At 42.6% G+C, this 17,471-nt stretch carries 18 protein-coding genes; 12 read left to right on the top strand and 6 right to left on the bottom strand.

Annotated elements, in window-relative coordinates; translation table 11 throughout:
- The first annotated feature begins 46 nt into the window (after positions 1-46).
- From NSQ17_RS02180 to NSQ17_RS02225, 10 genes are all read left to right on the top strand, one after another.
- Positions 47-1,372, top strand: a complete 1,326-nt coding sequence (locus NSQ17_RS02180) for an LLM class flavin-dependent oxidoreductase (protein WP_047946171.1) — start codon at positions 47-49, stop codon at positions 1,370-1,372.
- 17 nt (positions 1,373-1,389) lie between these two features.
- Positions 1,390-1,893 (top strand): GNAT family N-acetyltransferase, encoded by a 504-nt coding sequence (locus NSQ17_RS02185; RefSeq protein WP_024720188.1) that lies wholly within the window; start codon positions 1,390-1,392, stop codon positions 1,891-1,893.
- Positions 1,894-1,915: 22 nt separating this feature from the next.
- Positions 1,916-2,710, top strand: coding sequence for an amino acid ABC transporter substrate-binding protein (locus NSQ17_RS02190; protein WP_008347268.1), 795 nt, complete (start codon positions 1,916-1,918; stop codon positions 2,708-2,710).
- A 24-nt stretch (positions 2,711-2,734) separates the two neighbouring features.
- On the top strand, positions 2,735-3,409 hold the full coding sequence (locus NSQ17_RS02195; RefSeq protein ID WP_007498163.1) for an amino acid ABC transporter permease: 675 nt from the start codon (positions 2,735-2,737) through the stop codon (positions 3,407-3,409).
- A gap of 12 nt (positions 3,410-3,421) precedes the next feature.
- A complete protein-coding gene (locus NSQ17_RS02200; protein WP_007498162.1) occupies positions 3,422-4,168 on the top strand; it encodes an amino acid ABC transporter ATP-binding protein in 747 nt (248 codons plus the stop codon).
- A 33-nt stretch (positions 4,169-4,201) separates the two neighbouring features.
- The gene (locus NSQ17_RS02205) at positions 4,202-5,359 is read left to right on the top strand and encodes an amidohydrolase (protein ID WP_342467803.1); all 1,158 of its coding nucleotides are present in this window, start codon (positions 4,202-4,204) and stop codon (positions 5,357-5,359) included.
- Positions 5,350-6,684, top strand: a complete 1,335-nt coding sequence (locus tag NSQ17_RS02210; protein WP_342467804.1) for an MmgE/PrpD family protein — start codon at positions 5,350-5,352, stop codon at positions 6,682-6,684. The genes NSQ17_RS02205 and NSQ17_RS02210 overlap by 10 nt, the downstream gene beginning before the upstream one ends.
- A gap of 267 nt (positions 6,685-6,951) precedes the next feature.
- Positions 6,952-7,500, top strand: coding sequence for a GNAT family N-acetyltransferase (locus tag NSQ17_RS02215; protein WP_342467805.1), 549 nt, complete (start codon positions 6,952-6,954; stop codon positions 7,498-7,500).
- Between the two features lie 369 nt (positions 7,501-7,869).
- Positions 7,870-8,565, top strand: a complete 696-nt coding sequence (locus tag NSQ17_RS02220; protein ID WP_024720193.1) for a response regulator transcription factor — start codon at positions 7,870-7,872, stop codon at positions 8,563-8,565.
- Positions 8,555-9,982, top strand: coding sequence for a HAMP domain-containing sensor histidine kinase (locus NSQ17_RS02225; protein WP_072367891.1), 1,428 nt, complete (start codon positions 8,555-8,557; stop codon positions 9,980-9,982). The genes NSQ17_RS02220 and NSQ17_RS02225 overlap by 11 nt, the downstream gene beginning before the upstream one ends.
- Positions 9,983-10,168: 186 nt before the next feature.
- Here the strand turns inward: NSQ17_RS02225 and NSQ17_RS02230 are convergent, their stop codons facing one another.
- The 5 genes from NSQ17_RS02230 to NSQ17_RS02250 form a co-directional block, all read right to left on the bottom strand.
- Positions 10,169-11,014 carry a GAF domain-containing protein gene (locus NSQ17_RS02230; protein WP_024720194.1) on the bottom strand — a complete coding sequence of 282 codons (846 nt, stop codon included), beginning with the start codon at positions 11,012-11,014 and terminating at the stop codon, positions 10,169-10,171.
- A 152-nt stretch (positions 11,015-11,166) separates the two neighbouring features.
- Entirely contained in the window at positions 11,167-12,543 is a 1,377-nt protein-coding gene (locus NSQ17_RS02235) for an aspartate kinase (protein ID WP_017358521.1), read from the bottom strand.
- A 174-nt stretch (positions 12,544-12,717) separates the two neighbouring features.
- A complete protein-coding gene (locus NSQ17_RS02240) occupies positions 12,718-14,151 on the bottom strand; it encodes an MDR family MFS transporter (protein ID WP_342467806.1) in 1,434 nt (477 codons plus the stop codon).
- Between the two features lie 16 nt (positions 14,152-14,167).
- Positions 14,168-15,034, bottom strand: coding sequence for a TetR/AcrR family transcriptional regulator (locus NSQ17_RS02245; protein ID WP_008347242.1), 867 nt, complete (start codon positions 15,032-15,034; stop codon positions 14,168-14,170).
- 138 nt (positions 15,035-15,172) lie between these two features.
- A complete protein-coding gene (locus NSQ17_RS02250; RefSeq protein WP_251185567.1) occupies positions 15,173-15,547 on the bottom strand; it encodes a hypothetical protein in 375 nt (124 codons plus the stop codon).
- 123 nt (positions 15,548-15,670) lie between these two features.
- Here NSQ17_RS02250 and NSQ17_RS02255 point away from each other — a divergent pair, with 123 nt between their 5' ends.
- Positions 15,671-15,982 carry a metalloregulator ArsR/SmtB family transcription factor gene (locus NSQ17_RS02255; RefSeq protein WP_039166227.1) on the top strand — a complete coding sequence of 104 codons (312 nt, stop codon included), beginning with the start codon at positions 15,671-15,673 and terminating at the stop codon, positions 15,980-15,982.
- An 81-nt stretch (positions 15,983-16,063) separates the two neighbouring features.
- Here the strand turns inward: NSQ17_RS02255 and NSQ17_RS02260 are convergent, their stop codons facing one another.
- Complete coding sequence (locus tag NSQ17_RS02260; RefSeq protein ID WP_342467807.1) at positions 16,064-16,615, bottom strand: DUF4865 family protein; 552 nt, start codon at positions 16,613-16,615, stop codon at positions 16,064-16,066.
- Positions 16,616-16,711: 96 nt separating this feature from the next.
- On the opposite strand from NSQ17_RS02260, the gene NSQ17_RS02265 reads away from it, so the two are divergent.
- On the top strand, positions 16,712-17,446 hold the full coding sequence (locus NSQ17_RS02265) for a LysR family transcriptional regulator (RefSeq protein WP_342467808.1): 735 nt from the start codon (positions 16,712-16,714) through the stop codon (positions 17,444-17,446).
- Positions 17,447-17,471 lie beyond the last annotated feature (25 nt).

Below are 17,471 nucleotides of genomic sequence, written 5' to 3' on the forward strand. Positions count from 1 at the left end.
AAATAATCACTTGATACAAGGAAGATATAGAAAGGATGAAGAACAAGTGTCACAGCCGAAACGGAAGCTCAAGCTAGGCGTATTCATCGCGGGAACTGGACATCATGTCGCCTCTTGGAGACATCCGAAAGCAGTACCAGACGCAGCCATGAATCTTGATTACTTTAAACAATTAGCGAAAAAGGCCGAGGAAGGGAAGCTGGATTTGCTCTTTTTAGCCGACAGCTTATCAATTAATCATACATCTCATCCAAATGTATTAACAAGATTTGAACCGCTCACCCTGCTTTCTTCGATTGCAGAGTCTACCTCAACAATTGGTTTAGCAGCAACAGCATCAACTACATATAGTGAGCCATTCCATATTGCGAGACAGTTTGCCTCACTCGATCATTTATCAGGCGGACGAGCAGCATGGAATGTGGTCACATCTTCTATTGAAGAAACAGCGAAAAATTTTAGCGGAGAAGAGCATTTAGCGCACCACAAACGATACGAACGAGCTGAAGAATTCGTCGATGTCGTCAAAGGTCTGTGGGATTCTTGGGAAGAGGACGCACTTATCAGAAACCAAGAAACAGGAGAATTCTTTGAGTCTAGTAAGCTTCATGAGCTGCAGCACAAAGGTGAATTCTTCTCTGTACGGGGACCGCTTAACGTATCACGCACCCCGCAAGGACAGCCAGTGATCATTCAAGCAGGATCTTCTGAAGATGGTCAAAAGCTTGCGGCTAAAACGGCTGAGCTTATTTTTACGGCACAAAACGATCTCGACAAAGCGAAGGAATTTTACCAAAGCTTGAAGGGAAAAGTAGAGGCTGTTGGGCGAGCTAGAGAGGATGTCAGCATCATGCCGGGCATCTTCCCAATCATTGCCGATACTGTCGAAGAAGCAAAAGCGAAGTATGAAGAATTACAAGAGCTGATTGTTCCAGAAATCGGCCTTAGCATTTTACAAAACTACTTAGGGGGTATTGATCTTTCCCAGTATCCACTAGACGGACCACTTCCAGAGATTGATCCAAGCGCGTCAAATGCCGTGAAAAGCCGCTTTGACCTTGTGATGAATATGGCGAGAAAGGACAACCTGACCATTCGCCAGCTCTACCAATCTGTTGCAGGGTCCCGTGGGCACCATATCTTCATTGGAACACCAGAGCAGCTAGCAGATGTGATGGAGACATGGCTCGTTGAGGAAGCAGCCGACGGTTTTAACGTGATGCCGCCATTATTGCCAGAAGGACTTGATGCCTTCGTAGACCGCGTCGTTCCGATCCTTCAGGAAAGAGGCCTGTTCAAAACAGAATACACAGGACAAACTTTACGAGAAAATCTCGGCTTAAAACAGCCAAAAAATCGCTACACGACATAAAGGTGAGGTGACTAACGTTGGGATATACGTTTCGTCTGGCAACTGAGGATGATATAGAAGCGCTGCTTGAACTGACAACAAGAGCCTACGAGCCGATTCGTGAGCTCGGCATTCAGTTCCAAGCAGCACATGCAGATGTCGCCCTCGTTCAGAAAAATGTACAAAAGAACCTTTGCTATGTAATGGAAGAAAACGGAGAGCTTCTCTCCACCTTATCACTCCGTATGCCGTGGGGAGAACAGCCAGGACCATTCGGCGTTCCGCATATTTGGTGGTTTGCTTCAGAACCAGCGGCAAAAAAAGGCACAGGCTCAGCCTTGCTTGAGTGGGTTGAAACGGAAGTGCTAAGGGACACACTAAAGGTACCGTTTGTCTCTCTTGGGACAGCTGATAAGCATCCGTGGCTCATGGACATGTATGAGCGTAAAGGCTATGTCAGAGCAGGTGAAAAGGATCTAGGCAAAGGCCATATCACCATTTATTTTAAAAAACAATTAAGATCAGATATTACACAACCATAAGAGGAAAGAAGGGTGTACGAACATGAAAAACAAAAAGTGGCTAGTTGTTTTATTTGCGGCAATGCTTGCGGTGTTAGCAGCATGCGGCGGGGGTAATCAGAGTGAAGGCAAAGACGAGAAAGTGCTTAAAGTGGGCGCTACAGGCCAAAGCTATCCATTTGCTTATAAAGAAAACGGCAAACTAGTAGGATTTGATGTCGAGGTCACAGAAGCCATTGCGAAAAAGCTAGGCTACAAACTAGACTGGCAGCTGAGTGAATTCAGCGGACTGATGGGCCAGCTGACATCTGGTAAGCTGGATACTGTATCAAACCAAGTTGCGATTACAGATGAGCGTAAACAAACGTTCAACTTTACAGATACGTATGCATACGCAGGAACACAAATCATTGTCAAGAAGGACAACAAGGACATTAAAGGACTTGATGACTTAAAAGGAAAAACGGTGGCGGCTGTTCTTGGCTCAAACCATGCCAAAAACCTAGAGAGCAAAGACCCAGACAAGAAAATCAACATTAAAACATATGAAACACAAGACGGTGTCTTAAATGAAGTCGCAAATGGCCGTGTAGATGCTTATGTCAACGGACGCAGTGTCTTGTTAGCTCAAATTGAAAAAACAGGACTTCCACTCAAAATCGTCGGCAACCCAATCGTATATGAAGAAGTCGGCTACCCATTTGCCAAAGATGAAAAGCACGACAAGCTAAGAGAAGAATTCAATAAAGCGATCAAAGAATTAAGAGAAGACGGAACACTGAAGAAATTGTCTGAGAAATATTTCAAAGACGATGTCACAGTTCCAATTAAAAAATAACAACAGCGGCGGTGAAAAGCAGACATGAATCACATTGATTGGCAGTATATGGTGACGGTTTTTCCAACCTTGATTCAATACTTGCCGATAACGATCTTCATGGCGATTGTCTCCATGGTATTTGCCATTATCATTGGTGTGGTATTCGCGCTTATAACGAAAAACCGGATACCTGTCTTATACCAATTTGCCAAGCTGTATATTTCTTTTTTCAGAGCGGTTCCAACTTTGGTTCAGCTCTTTCTCATTTATTTTGGTCTTCCGCAGCTATTCCCTGCGATGACCTCAATGGATGCCTTAACAGCGGTCATTATCGGTTTAAGTATTAAAAACTCAGCGTACTTAGCAGAAATTTTTAGAGCGGCTCTTAATTCAGTGGATGAAGGGCAGCTTGAGGCCTGTTTATCTGTCGGCATGACAAGATGGCAGTCTTACGTCAGAATTATTTTCCCGCAGGCCGTCAGAAATGCCATTCCAGCGACGGGGAATACCTTTATTGGACTTTTAAAAGAAACATCGCTTGCCTTTACCATTGGGGTGGCAGAAATGTTTGCGCAAGGGAAAATGATTGCATCGGCCAACTATAAGTACTTTGAAACGTATTTAGCGGTTGGCATTGTGTATTGGGTACTCACCATCATTTATAGTTTCCTACAAGACCTATTTGAACGAAAAATCAGCAAACCTTACCGGAATTAAGGAGGTGTGGACATGATCAAGCTCACCAATTTGAAAAAATCATTCGGCGACCTTGTCGTCTTAGACGGAATTAATCTTGACGTGCAAAAAGGGCAGGTTGTGGCCATTATCGGACCTTCTGGCTCCGGTAAATCAACATTGCTGCGCTGTCTAAATCTATTAGAAACGCCAGACGAAGGTACGATTGAAATTGGCGATGCGAAGCTGAATGCGTCTAAATATACACGTAAAGAAGCCCATCACCTGCGTCAGCAAACGGCCATGGTGTTTCAAAACTATAATTTATTCAAAAACAAAACAGCCCTGCAAAACATTACAGAGTCACTGCTTGTGACGAAAAAAATGACAAAACAGCAGGCAAATGAAATCGGTATGAAGCTATTGAAACAAGTAGGGCTAGAACAAAAAGCTGACAGCTACCCGGTCACACTATCCGGCGGCCAGCAGCAGCGAATCGGGATTGCCCGTGCGTTAGCGGTCGATCCACATGCGATTTTGCTGGATGAACCAACGTCAGCACTAGATCCAGAGCTTGTCTCAGGTGTGCTTCAAGTGATTAAATCCATTGCCATCCAAGAAACAACGATGATCATCGTGACACATGAAATGGCGTTTGCAAGAGAAGTAGCAGATCATGTGATTTTTATGGCAGATGGTCATATCATTGAGCAGGGAACGCCAACCGAACTATTTGACGAAACGAAGAATGAACGAACAAAACGATTTATCCAAAAAGAAGCAGCGGCTGAAGAAGCATAAGCTGCTTTTTACTCTTTAGAGGGGTGAGTATCAGTGAAATCAATAGAAAATGAAGCTTTAAACAAACGTTTAATTAACATACGCCGAGCGCTTCATGAGCATCCAGAGCTAGCATTTGAAGAGTATGAAACGACAAAAAAACTACGAGGCTGGTTAGAAGAGGAAGGGATCACAGTGCTCGATTTCCCAGATCTTCAAACCGGGGTCGTTTGTGAAATCAAAGGAGAACAAGAGGGACCAACGATTGCTCTGAGAGCCGATATTGACGCACTTCCAATTGAAGAAGCATCTGGCGAACCATTTTCTTCAAAGATACAGGGGAAAATGCATGCATGCGGTCATGATTTCCATACCGCTTCGATTTTTGGTGCGGCCGTCCTATTAAAAGAACGGAAACATGAGCTCAAGGGAACAGTGCGCATTTTGTTCCAGCCGGCTGAGGAAGTGGCGCAAGGAGCGAAACACGTCATAGAGGCAGGCGTCTTAAATGGAGTCGATGCGATATTTGGTATGCACAATAAACCTAACCTGCCAGTTGGCACCATCGGGATAAGAGAAAAAGCGTTAATGGCGAGTGTCGATCGGTTTGAAATCGACATTCAAGGAACGGGTGGTCATGCTGGAATTCCAAATCACACAATTGATCCGATTGCCATCAGCGGTCAGATCACAAGCGCCCTACAGCAAATTGTCAGCCGCCGCATTAGTTCTTTGCATCATGCGGTTGTCAGCATCACACGTATTCAAGGCGGCACATCATGGAATGTGATACCTGATCGCGTCGAGATGGAAGGGACCGTTCGGACGTTTGAACCTGAAGTGAGAGCGATGATTCCAGATCTCATGAAACAGATCGTGAGCGGTATCGCAGAAGGATTTGGCGCAAAGGCAGATGTGAAATGGCATCCGTATTTGCCTTCTGTGATGAATGACGAGCGTTTGACAAAGGTTATGGAAGAAACGGCAGGAGCACTTGATCTCGCAGTAGTGGAGGCAGAACAGTCACCAGGCGGAGAAGACTTTGCCCTTTACCAAGAACGCATTCCAGGCTTTTTCGTCTGGATGGGGACAAGCGGTACCGAGGAATGGCATCACCCTGCCTTTACGTTAAATGAAGAGGCACTCCCTGTTGCCGCTGCCTTCTTTGCCGAGCTTGCGGTTCGGACGTTGGAGTCAAGATCATGGAACTAACGAAACAGCTCGCAGAGGCAGTGCTATCTGCTGATCCGCTGCAAGATCAACAGGCCGTTCAAATGGCTCGAAACGGTTTGTTAGACGCTGCGGCAGCAGCGCTTGCTGCAAAAGAGGATGAAGGGATTCAGAAGCTCATGGCGCTGGTGGAACAAGAAGGCGGCGCGGCTCAAATTCCCGTCATTGGACAAGGGAAGAAGGTCAGCCGTCAATCCGCAGCCATGCTAAATGGCTACCTGATTCACGCCCTTGATTATGATGATGTGCATTCTGATGTGAGAGGACACCCAAGTGCGGTGATCATCCCGGCCTTGCTTTCCCAGCTGACCAACGGGGAGGCGTACAGTGATCGATTTCTAGCAGCCTACATTACTGGCGTCGAAGTAATGGCAAGGCTAGGTGAATCCATCGGCAAATCGCATTATGAGCGGGGCTGGCATAATACCGGAACTCTCGGAGCCATTGCAGCGGTCTGTGCGATTGGTTATTTGAAACAAGTTTCACAGAAAGAGCTGGCGAAAGCGATCGGCTTTGCAGGTGCGCAATCAGCTGGAATGCGAAAGCAGTTTGGGACTGATATGAAACCATTACAAGCTGGCCTCGCCGCTAAAACCGCCGTATGGTCCATGGATTTAGCTTGTTCAGGTTTTGGCGGGAGTGAATCGCTTCTGGATGGAGAGCTGGGCTTCTTTTCTCTCTATGGGGATCAGAAACTAGCGGAAAGACGTCTGCTAGAGGACTATGGCACTGCGTGGCGTATTGTGTCACCAGGTCTATGGTTCAAAGTCTATCCGTTCTGTTCAGCGGCGCATCATACAGCCGATGCGATCGAGTCATTAGTACAAGAACACTCTTACTTACAGGGGAAGATCGAACAGGTCGACGTCATGTTTCCGCCTGGCGGAGATGCCGCACTCACGGAGCGGACACCTTTGACGGGAGAAGAGGGACGATTTAGTGTCGAGTATGTCATCGCACTAGCGGTGTTTGGACAACCTTTATCACTGGATGCTTTTACGAAAAAAGCCATTTCACCAGAGCTGCGGACATGGATGAAGCGGGTAAATAGAGTATATGATCAAACGATAGAACCCCATCCAGACGCAGTGCCAAAAGGACGATTTACGATTGTAAAGCTCACCTTATCTGACGGAACCACCATCAGCAAACGAGTCGATATCCCTCGGGGAGCACCAGGCTGTGCGTTATCGACAGAAGACATCATACAAAAGTTAAGCAGCGTCACCAGCACATCACAGGCAAAGCAGCTTTTACAGGCGGTTGAAGAGGGGAATGACGCTGCTTATCTGAAGTTGCTCGTGTGATATGAAAAAAGCTCATCTTTGGAGATGAGCTTTTTAAATGTCCTTATTCTTATAAGAGTGAATACACTCTATGACGTCAAAGAAGATATTCTCTTCGTCAGGTGAACAATTGATCTACAACAATCACATTTAAAAACGACCCTATTCTATGACAGAGGCAAAACGAGTTTTATCTTTTAGGTGTATTTTTAAAGGTATCAAATCGCAAATCGACGAATTTAGTAGTACGTTTAAAGATTTAAATCATTTAAATGAAGGGAGTATGAAATGTTAACTATTCGTCGTATCTATCAAAAAAATTATCCTAAAGGAAAACAAGTATATTATCAATATACATCTGAAAAATACTATGAAATTCATATGGAAACCAGTCACAATGGTTGGAACATCTCCCTTACAGAAGAGGTATTTGAAGTGCCAGTTAAAAAAAATCTAAAAGAGGAGATTTTCGATCCATATAAAGAGGGTTCAGAGGTTTACGTGTCAGAGATGAATGGTGAAGAAACTGGAATTATAGTCATTCAACACATGAAATGGAATAATACATTACTCATTCATGATTTATATGTGGATAAACAATTTAAAAGAAAAGGTATTGGCAGCACTTTCATTAAAATGGCAAAAAAACGCGCTCGTGAATTGAGAGTTAGAATGATTGTATTAGAAACCCAATCATCCAATTTTCCAGCTATCCAGTTTTATTTGAAAAATGGCTTTCAACTGATTGGATTAAATGTCAATTCTTATTCAAATGAAGATATAAAGAAAAAGGAAATTCGCATCGAAATGGGGTGCCTTATAGAAAATCACAATTAGCTTCGTTAGGGCACACCGCCCTCGATATGCATGTCCAGTTCCAAACTGTTTTATATAGACCATTTATAACGATCAGGAAGCGTGTCATTTCATTCTTTTACTACATGGGAGACTTCTCCCTCTGAAAGAACGTAAATGACACTGTCCTCATCTTAGACTATCCCCTATAATTCCTTCATTTTTCCATTCTACTATATTAAAAAAGAACAATGTGATTCTCCAAAATGTCAACTCCATCAAAAAGTATGAATAAAAGATGACCAAAGCATGATAAGTTCATGAAATCGTATCAATCCAATTGAGATTTGAGAAGGAACATGTAAAATAAAGCTACATAAAGAAAAACAAAGGCAACAGCGGAGGCTGATGATGAAAATATTAATGATCGAAGATAACCAGAGTGTTTGTACAATGACGGATATGTTTTTTCAACGAGAAGGATTTCAAGCGGAATTCGTCCATGATGGATTAGAAGGATTGAATCGATTTAAGCAAGAGGAGGATTGGGATCTGCTCATCTTAGATGTCATGCTTCCTTCAATGGATGGTCTGACCATTTGTCAAAAAGTACGGCAGATTAGTGATGTTCCGATTATTATGCTGACAGCAAAGGAAACGGAATCCGATCAGGTGCTGGGCTTCGATCTTGGGGCAGATGATTATGTGACAAAACCCTTTAGTCCGCTCACCTTAATGGCAAGAATCAAAGCAGTGAAACGACGTTTTGCTCAAACAACATCTACTCAAGAAGGAGCGAAAGAGGATGAACGGCTAGAGACCGAACATTTTCAGTTAGATAAAAAAACGAGAGAAGTGTTTCTAGAGGGGAAACGGATCGAAAATTTAACGCCAAAGGAATACGATCTGCTGTGCTTTTTTATACAGCATCCTCGGCAAGTATTTTCACGAGAACAATTGCTTGAGCAAATTTGGGGATACCAATTTTATGGTGATGAACGAACAGTTGATGTTCATATTAAACGATTGCGCCAAAAAATCGGAGACGGACCTAAGCCCTTTCTGTATACGGTATGGGGCGTAGGGTATAAGTTCGATGAAGATTAAATATTTTTACCAGTTGCTGATTAGTCACCTTGGGTTATTGCTCATTGCCATCATTATTATCAGTACCCTCATGTCTCATTTTGTAAAAGATATTGCCTATCAAAATAGGGTAGACGAAATGAGTTCGTATGGGAATGAAATTTTGGAGAATTTTAAACAACTGTCGAAAGCCGAGATGAACTTCCGTTTGCGTCCATTTGAAGACATTCTTTCGACAAGACAAATCCGTTTTTTCGTCTTTGATGAAAAAGGGACTGTGCTGTCTCAGCAGCAAGAGATGCCACCGCATGAAGCGTTACTCACAAAAGATTTGTGGGCCAAGCTTGCAAAAGGAGAAGAAATCATTGTCAAGCGAAGTGATTCGCGCCGGCTTGATCAAGAAGCATCACTTGTGGCACTTCCTGTCATGGAAGACGGAAAGCTGAAGGGCGGGGTGGTACTCATAGCTCCTATTCAAGGAGCAGAAGAGCTGATTGCTCAAATGAACCGGTATTTATATATCATCGTGTTTGTGGCATTGACGATTACCTTTATTCTCAGCCTGTTTCTGTCGAAGTTCCATGTGAATCGTATCAAAAAACTGAGAGAGGCAACTGAGAAAATTGCGCATGGTGACTACAACATTCATCTTGAAAACAAACACCTTGATGAAATTGGCACACTAGGTGAGGATTTTAATATGATGGCCAATCGTCTTCAACGGTCAAGAGAGGAAATTGACCGGCTTGAAAAACGGAGACGCCAATTCATTGCGGATGTGTCTCACGAATTGAAAACACCGCTGACGACCATTCGAGGATTGGTCGAATGGCTCAATACTGAGGATGTGCCGGCAGAAGAGAAAGAGAAATGCTATGCGCTCATCACTGATGAAACAAAAAGAATGTTGCGTCTCGTCAATGAAAATATGGATTATGAGAAAATCAGGTCGAATCAAATCACCCTTCAAAAATTTCACTATCCACTCATTGATACGTTTGAAGTGATTAAGGAGCAGCTGAGCCGAATGGCTGAAGAGAAAAACAATCAGCTCATGGTAGAGGTTCACCCTGAACAAAAGGTATACGCAGATTATGACCGGCTCATTCAAATCCTCGTCAACATCACAAAGAACGCCATCCAATTTACAGAAGGCGGCCGTATTTCTTTGAGAGGGAAAGAAGAGAACGGGGAAACGATCATTGAAGTAGAAGACACGGGAATCGGCATTGCACCCGAAGAAGTCAAACACATTTGGGAACGTTTTTATAAAGCGGATATTTCGAGAACGAATACACCATATGGAGAATACGGACTTGGATTGTCGATTGTCAAGCAGCTTGTGGACTTGCATGACGGACAGATTGATTTAAAAAGTGAAAAACATAAGGGAACAACATTTATCATTCGATTGCCGCTCCCACAAGAAAAGGGCTAAACTCCGTTTAGCCTCAGCGTGAAGACAAACCCTCGCATTCTTTGTCAGTCCTGCGTGCCGGTGCTCACGAATGTGAAATTCGCTCCGCGCCGGTACTCGTCTTTCCTAGACTGCAAAGGTTTTCTATCACGCTGAAAAGAAGAAAAAGGGCTAAACTCCGTTTAGCCCTTTTTGGTGTATCATCACTTATTCTGTTTTGGAGAACGTTAGGCCGATATGAGCAAGTGCCTGCGGTAAATCCTTACGAATGGTGATGTCTTTAAATGAAATATTCGATTGAATCGCACTCAGCGCAAGGTCTTGCTTAATTCCTGTTAAAACAGCTGAAATGCCTAACAGTCTTAACGTTTGCGCATAGCTGACCAAGTATTGAATGCTTTGTTCATTGAGTCGTTTTGTCCCTGAAACATCAATGACCAAATGAGAGAGCGACAGCCTGTAGCTTTCCTGTAAAATGGTTTCTAAAATATGCTGCGCACGTGTCTCTTCGATATCACCAAGAAGAGGGAGCACGGCGACACCGTCAACAACAGGTACGATCGGTACAGATAATTGCTGAATCTGCCGATTGGCCTGGTCGAGTTCTAAGACGTAACTCAACAAAGATGCCATCGTTTCAAACATATGAACATGCTCTTCTGTAAATTGCTGCGGCCTTAGGTCAAGTCCACAAATTGTTCCATAGTTCGTACCATCAGTAAAATCGATGGGAACCCCAATAAATGAGCCGCCTTGCAGCTGTTTCGTGACGTCTAAGTTTTTTGAACGCTCGTCCAAGCGGATATCAGGGATCAACAGCGTATCGCGATGATCGACCGCCAGCTTGCAAAATGTCTTCTCGTAAGGATTTTCTTCCCCTTCTTCAAGAAGCTGCTCGTCATGATTTAGCACCTTCACAATCTGATTGGTGTTTTGATCATTTTTAGCAATAAACAGTGTATTCATATGAATGAATTGACTCATCATGTTTAAAATACTTGTAGAAGCATCATGAAAATTGCGAAACTGTTTTAATAGTTGTTGACGAGGCATGGATTAGGACTCCTTGTAGCTCCGATCAATGGCCGGAACAATAGTTGATTTGTCTCTATCATACAAAATCAAACGAGAAATAGATATACTTTAATGCGCAAATCGTGTGAGATCAAAAAGACTGCCGATCCGGAGATCTGACAGTCTGCTGATTAAATGGAGACAGGCACCGTGGACATAGAGAAAAATTCCTCATATAAGGCTTGAACGGCTTCTTTTTCTTGAGCTGCTTTGACGCCAAACATCATGCTCACCTCTGAAGAGCCTTGGTTGATCATTTCAATATTCACTTTGGCTTTTGACAGCGCTTTTGCTGCTCTTGCTGTTGTACCAACATTATGACGCATCGCTTCTCCTACGACCATAATAAGCGAGAGGTTCCGCTCTAAAACCACTTCATCTGCATCAAGCACAAGCTTTAATCGGTCTAAAAGCTCTTGTTCAATCTGCTGCTCCTCCAGCTGATCCTGCCTTAAAATAATGGTCATATCATCAATGCCAGAAGGCACGTGTTCATACGTAAGTCCATATTCCTCTAACGTTTGCAACACCTTACGTCCAAAGCCCACTTCTCGGTTCATCAAATACTTAGAGATATAAATACTGCAAAATCCATTGTCTGACGCGATTCCCACAACAGGGCCATTCGTATGATCCCGTTGATTTACAATTTTTGTGCCTTTGGCCGTTGGATTATTGGTGTTCTTAATCTGAACAGGAATGCCTGCCCGAAAGGCTGGAATAAGTGCCTCATCATGAAATACAGAAAAACCCGCATAGGACAATTCACGCATTTCACGATACGTCAGCTCTGTGATTTCCTTTGGTTCATGAACGATCGTTGGATTGACGGCGTAGACTGCATCCACATCCGTAAAGTTTTCATACACATCTGCCTTCAGTCCATTTGCCAAAATGGAACCGGTAATGTCTGATCCACTACGGGAAAAAGTGACGATATCACCCGCTAGACTAAAACCGAAAAAGCCAGGGAACACAATAATGCCAGAGCGTTCTCTTAATTTGTACAAATGATCATACGATTCTGGAAGGACTTGCGCTTGACCAGGCTCGTCACTGACAAATAGACCGGCTTCTTTTGGATTCACATAGTGCGCTTCGACGCCTTGATGCTGAAAGTAGGCTGCAATCAGCTTTGCGTTATTATCTTCACCGCTTGCTTTAATCGCATCAAGATACCGCTCAGGATGAGAAGAATCAGCCTGTAATAACGTGTTTACATCTTGCCGGATGGTGTCAATAATGTCTTGACCTAATCCCAGCTCATCCGCAATCGAGGCATATCGCTCGATGACAGCTTCTTGTAAATCGTGTGCTTCACCTAAACGTAAATATTGTTCACCGCAGCTAATTAATAGATCGGTGACCTTCGTATCCGTTGAATGCCGTTTTCCTGGTGCGGAAACAACGACTGCTTTTCGAGCTGGATCTGCTGTGACAATGTCAAATACCTTTTGCAGCTGCTTGCCAGAAGCAAGAGAACTGCCACCAAATTTAACGACCTTCAATGCATACATCTCCTATAGTAAAAATTTTCTCACAAATTGAATAGTTTCTATTATCAACTCTTTTCTTCAAATTATCAAGGTTTTTCTTCTCTGAATGAACAAATGTATTTTTGGAGAGGACGTTATGTATGAATAGATGAAAAAAGAGCCGGCGATATGCCGAGCTCTTTGTCTTTATGAAGAAGAGGACGAAGAAGATAGCTCCTGCTTCATCACTTTGTTTTCACGTTTTTCTTTTAAGAAGAATGAAAGGACGAGTCCAATGACCGCAATAGCACCAGACACGATAAATGACGTATTCATGCCATGAACGGTTGACTTCATTGGATCGGATAATGCTGCATTGGCAGCAGAGCTGCTCATAATGGAGACAAGCACAGCCGTCCCGATAGAGCCGCCCATTTGTCTCATCGTATTATTCATTGCTGTCCCGTGCGGAATCAAATGCGGTGGTAACGAGTTAATACCTGCTGTTGTCAGCGGCATCATGATCATCCCAACCCCAATTAAGCGAAGCGTGTAGGCCACTGTAATGAGGGCAATCGATGAATCAAGGCTCAGCATCATAAATGGCAGGGAAGTGACAGCTAATATCGTAAACCCGCCTAGAGCCAGCCCTTTACCGCCTACTTTGTCAAAAATTCGTCCGATAATCGGTGATAGGAATCCCATAAAGAGAGCCCCTGGCAATAAGATCAGCCCTGTATCAAGGGCAGATAACCCTCTGACATTCTGCGTATAGAGCGGCAGAATCGTCTCTGTTCCAATCAGTAAGGCAAAGACGAGCATACCGAGGAAGGTCGTTAAGCTAAAGATCGCAAACTTAAAGACGCCAAACTCAAGCATCGGTCTTTTCAAATTCGACTGACGCAGGATAAAGAAGAACAAGCTCACAGCACCGACAATGAGTGAAATCAGAACGGTCGCACTCGTCCAACCATACGTTCCGACACTTGAAAATCCGTACAGCAGTCCGCCAAATCCGAAGGAAGACAGGATCACCGATAAGACATCGATACGAGTGTCTCTTTGCTGTGTGACATTTTTCATTAAGAAGAAAGCAAGAATGAGATCAATAATACCGATTGGAAGAACAATATAGAATAAGAACTTCCAGCTAAAGGAATCGACAATCCAGCCGCCAAGTGTTGGTCCAAGCGCCGGTGCGAATGAAATCACTAGTCCGACCATACCCATGGCTTGCCCGCGTTTTTCTTTTGGGAAAATGGTTAAAAAGATCGTTTGCATGAGCGGCATCAAAATTCCTGCGCCGGCTGCCTGCACGATACGTGCTGCAAGAAGCACCGGGAAATTCGTGGCGAACGAAGCAAGAATGGTACCTGCTGTAAAAATGCTAAGAGCCGTTAAGACTAAGGAACGGCTTGAAAATTTCTCAATTAAAAAGGCCGTAATTGGGATGAGAATCCCGTTTGTCAGCATAAAGGCTGTGGTCAGCCATTGGCCTTTACTGACATCAATATTGAACTCTTCCATGATATGCGGGATCGCTGGAATGAGAAGCGTTTGGTTTAAGATCGCAACGAACGCCCCAACGAGGAAAATCCCAACAATCACAGACCGGTTATACGATGTTGTTGATTGGTTCATATTATCCCTTCTTTATCTATAAAATAATGCTTTTCAGCTGTGACACGTTTTGAGATAAAACGCTGTGTTTGCCTAAATAATCAAGCAATGAGCTGATTAAAAAGGTTCTCGGTTGGTCCTTTGACAGTTCTTGACTCAGCAGTTCAAACGCAGAGAGGAGATCGTCCTTTTCTTCTCCGTTTGATAGTGTGTGAAGCTCTTGTTTTATTTTTGTTAAGTACGAGATGACAAGCTTTTCTTCATCATATTCTTCCTGTGTGGAAAGCAAATAAGAGTCCATCAGCTGATCTGTTAGCACAGGCTCAATGGAGCAAGGCTTTATTGATACACGATCCATCACACCGATGATCATTTCGGCGGCATTTTCTAATTGGATGTTCTTGTGCTCGATCGCCAACATCAAGATGAATTCTCTCATTAATCCGTTGAGGACAATCACAAGATCCCACACATAAGGCGCAACAGATTCACCATATGTGCTTAAAATGATGTCTCTGTGTCGCTGCATGATAATGGAGCGTGTCTCACGTAAATGCTTAATGACGATGGGCGAATGCTGTGAAAAAGCTTCAAAGGACAGCATATTCAAAAATTTATGATTCTCTTTAAACTCTTCAAGCTCAAGCTTAATCTTTTTTGTGAATTTTTCCTTTTTGGACAGCGTCGTTTCGGAATGAATGATCTGAGAAATCTCTCTCATTTTGCGCTGATTGTATTTAATCAGTTCCAATAGAAGAGCTTCCTTTGAATCAAACAGTTTATAAATAGACGCTTTTGATATTTTACAGGCATCAGCAATTGACTGCATGGAGACACTCATATAGCCTTTTTGAGAAAATAATTTCTTCGACACCCGCAAAATCTCTTCTTGCTTTTCGTTCATCTTCATAAGTCCTTTCCGAATCGGCAAAACCATATGGTCACAATGGAAACCGAGTGGTCACTTTTGCTATGATAACAAAACCAATGGCACATGACAAGAAAATGAACTTAAAAAAATACCTATCTGATGACAGGTATTTTATCCTTCCGCATGTGCGGCATATATGTGGATTTGTCCGTTACGTTCGATGATCAAAAGATCTTCCCGCTCCTTGACAGAGTAAATAGGTGTTCCTTTTTTCAACCGAGAAGCTGTTCCATGTTCAAAATGTGTGGCAGCTGTTTTCTGAATGACACCTACTTGCTGATGTTTTGTTACATTTAATGATTTTGTCCAATCTATGTTTGTTTCATAGATCGTTTCTTCCCATTGAAATAAATCTGCCTGTGGATCGAGAGCTAATAACTCTTCTGCACTAGGTGGTTTTGACTCAAATTGCTGAACAGATTGGCAGGCGCATAAGCTCGTTGCCAATAAGAGCATGAATAAGCAAGTCCATATTGTACGTGTCAAATAAGGTTCTTCCCTTCAAAATAGTGTCTATGAGTCATAGTCGTTTCCAAAGGTTGTCTTGTTACAATGTCATAGGCGAGTAACGAGATTGTATGTTAGAACAAAATACGATACATTTATCGTATGAATAATCCAAATCATCCAACCCAAGAAAACATGAGACTCATTTCTGTGCTGCAAGCATTGGCTGACCCTGTTCGGCTGGAAATTGTCCGCTGCTTAGCAGAAGCGGGTGAAAGAACATGCGGTACGTATGATATGAACATTGCCAAATCCACGCTCTCCCATCACTTCAAAGTGCTGAGAGAGGCTGGCGTCGTGAAAGTGAGAATTGACGGGAAGCACCGTTACTACTCTCTCAGAAAGGACGACATTGATACCGCTTTTCCAGGCCTCTTGTCATCCGTATTAGCTGTAGACAAGGAGCGGTGGTAAGAGAATTTTGCATCAATAAATGACAAATCCCCAAGGCATTGTAACCTTGGGGATTTGTGATGCGTCTCGTGTAAAAGGGAATTAGGCCATTGAATGATCCATAGACAGATGGATAATCTCATAAGTGTGAATTTGCTTCTCTATATTCACTGGCAATGAGTCTAGAAAAGAATATTTGACGCATTTCCATTTATCGGGGTTATATACGATGACTTCACCCTTATTGTCGTTAAAATGGGAAAAGAGTTGAGCGATATCTAGGTTTTCCAGACAATCAGTAGGATGAATCGTCACATACTCTTCAAGAACGAATGTGCTACGATGAAAATCATCTGTTAAACGAACGGAATACGTGATGCCAATATTGATTTGTTTCCAGCCAAAAGAACGTAAAATATGATCAAATGACCCCTTAAACACAAAATCCGTCATGCCCTCAGATTGTTTCCAAATATACAATGGGCAATAGCCATTGTGTAAACTCCTATGTTTGTCTTTTTCAGTGATCAAATAAGCTTTAAATAATAAATCCTGATATCCATCTGTTTTCCATCCATTGTTTCGTACTCTTTTTCTAATGATATTCATATCATAATCCGCAGGCAGATCCACATGATATTGCATGGCATGCATAGAAACACTCCCTTTCAATAGCCATCATAATCGACTTAAAACCAGTTGAATAATACATATTTGTGTTATTGTTATCACAAAAAGTGATAGGTGATCATGATGAATATAAATGATTTGATTATTTTTATAGAGGTGTATCAAAAAGAATCGATTAACCAAGCGGCTAAAGCTTTAGGGTATGCGCAATCCAATATTTCTCAAAGAATCAAAGCGCTTGAAACTTTATATGATGCAACATTTTTTATCCGGCATCATCATGGAATCAGTTCAACAGGACAGGGGGATTTATTTTATCAGTACGCTCAAAAAATCGTAAAAGAAACGAAGGCCATTCAACAAAAATTGACTTCAAAGAAGAAGACCGTTTTATGCTCTGAGCTTCTATTTAACGTTTTATACGAGCAGCATGTTTTAGAGGATATTCAAGCCACTGATTTTATCATTGCTTCATCAAGTACGATCAACAAAAAATTAACAGAGGATGTGTATGATCAAATTATTTCTTTTAATCAAATGGAAAAAGCGGAATATCAATTAAAAGAGGTAAAGAGCTTGGCATTGAACGTATATGGAAAATCTAAAGAGATATACGATGATGATATTTCATTGGTCGTGAATCGTGATCAGCTTTGCCCATTAAGACATGAGGCCAGACGTATGCTGGGTGATCGAACCCTATTTGAGTTAGATTCGTTTGAAGGAATGATCAAAATCGTTGAACAGGGAGATGGTATTGCGTTACTGCCAACCAACTTAAAAAGCCTTCAAACACTCGTAAAATTGCTAGAAAAAAATATTCACATCAACTATTACGTTTATGAAAGAATGTGATCGTAACACTCCTCTATGGGTTTAG

The organism is Bacillus sp. FSL W8-0629, assembly GCF_038593225.1.
In the GTDB taxonomy this organism is placed as follows: Bacteria; Bacillota; Bacilli; order Bacillales; family Bacillaceae; genus Bacillus; species Bacillus altitudinis.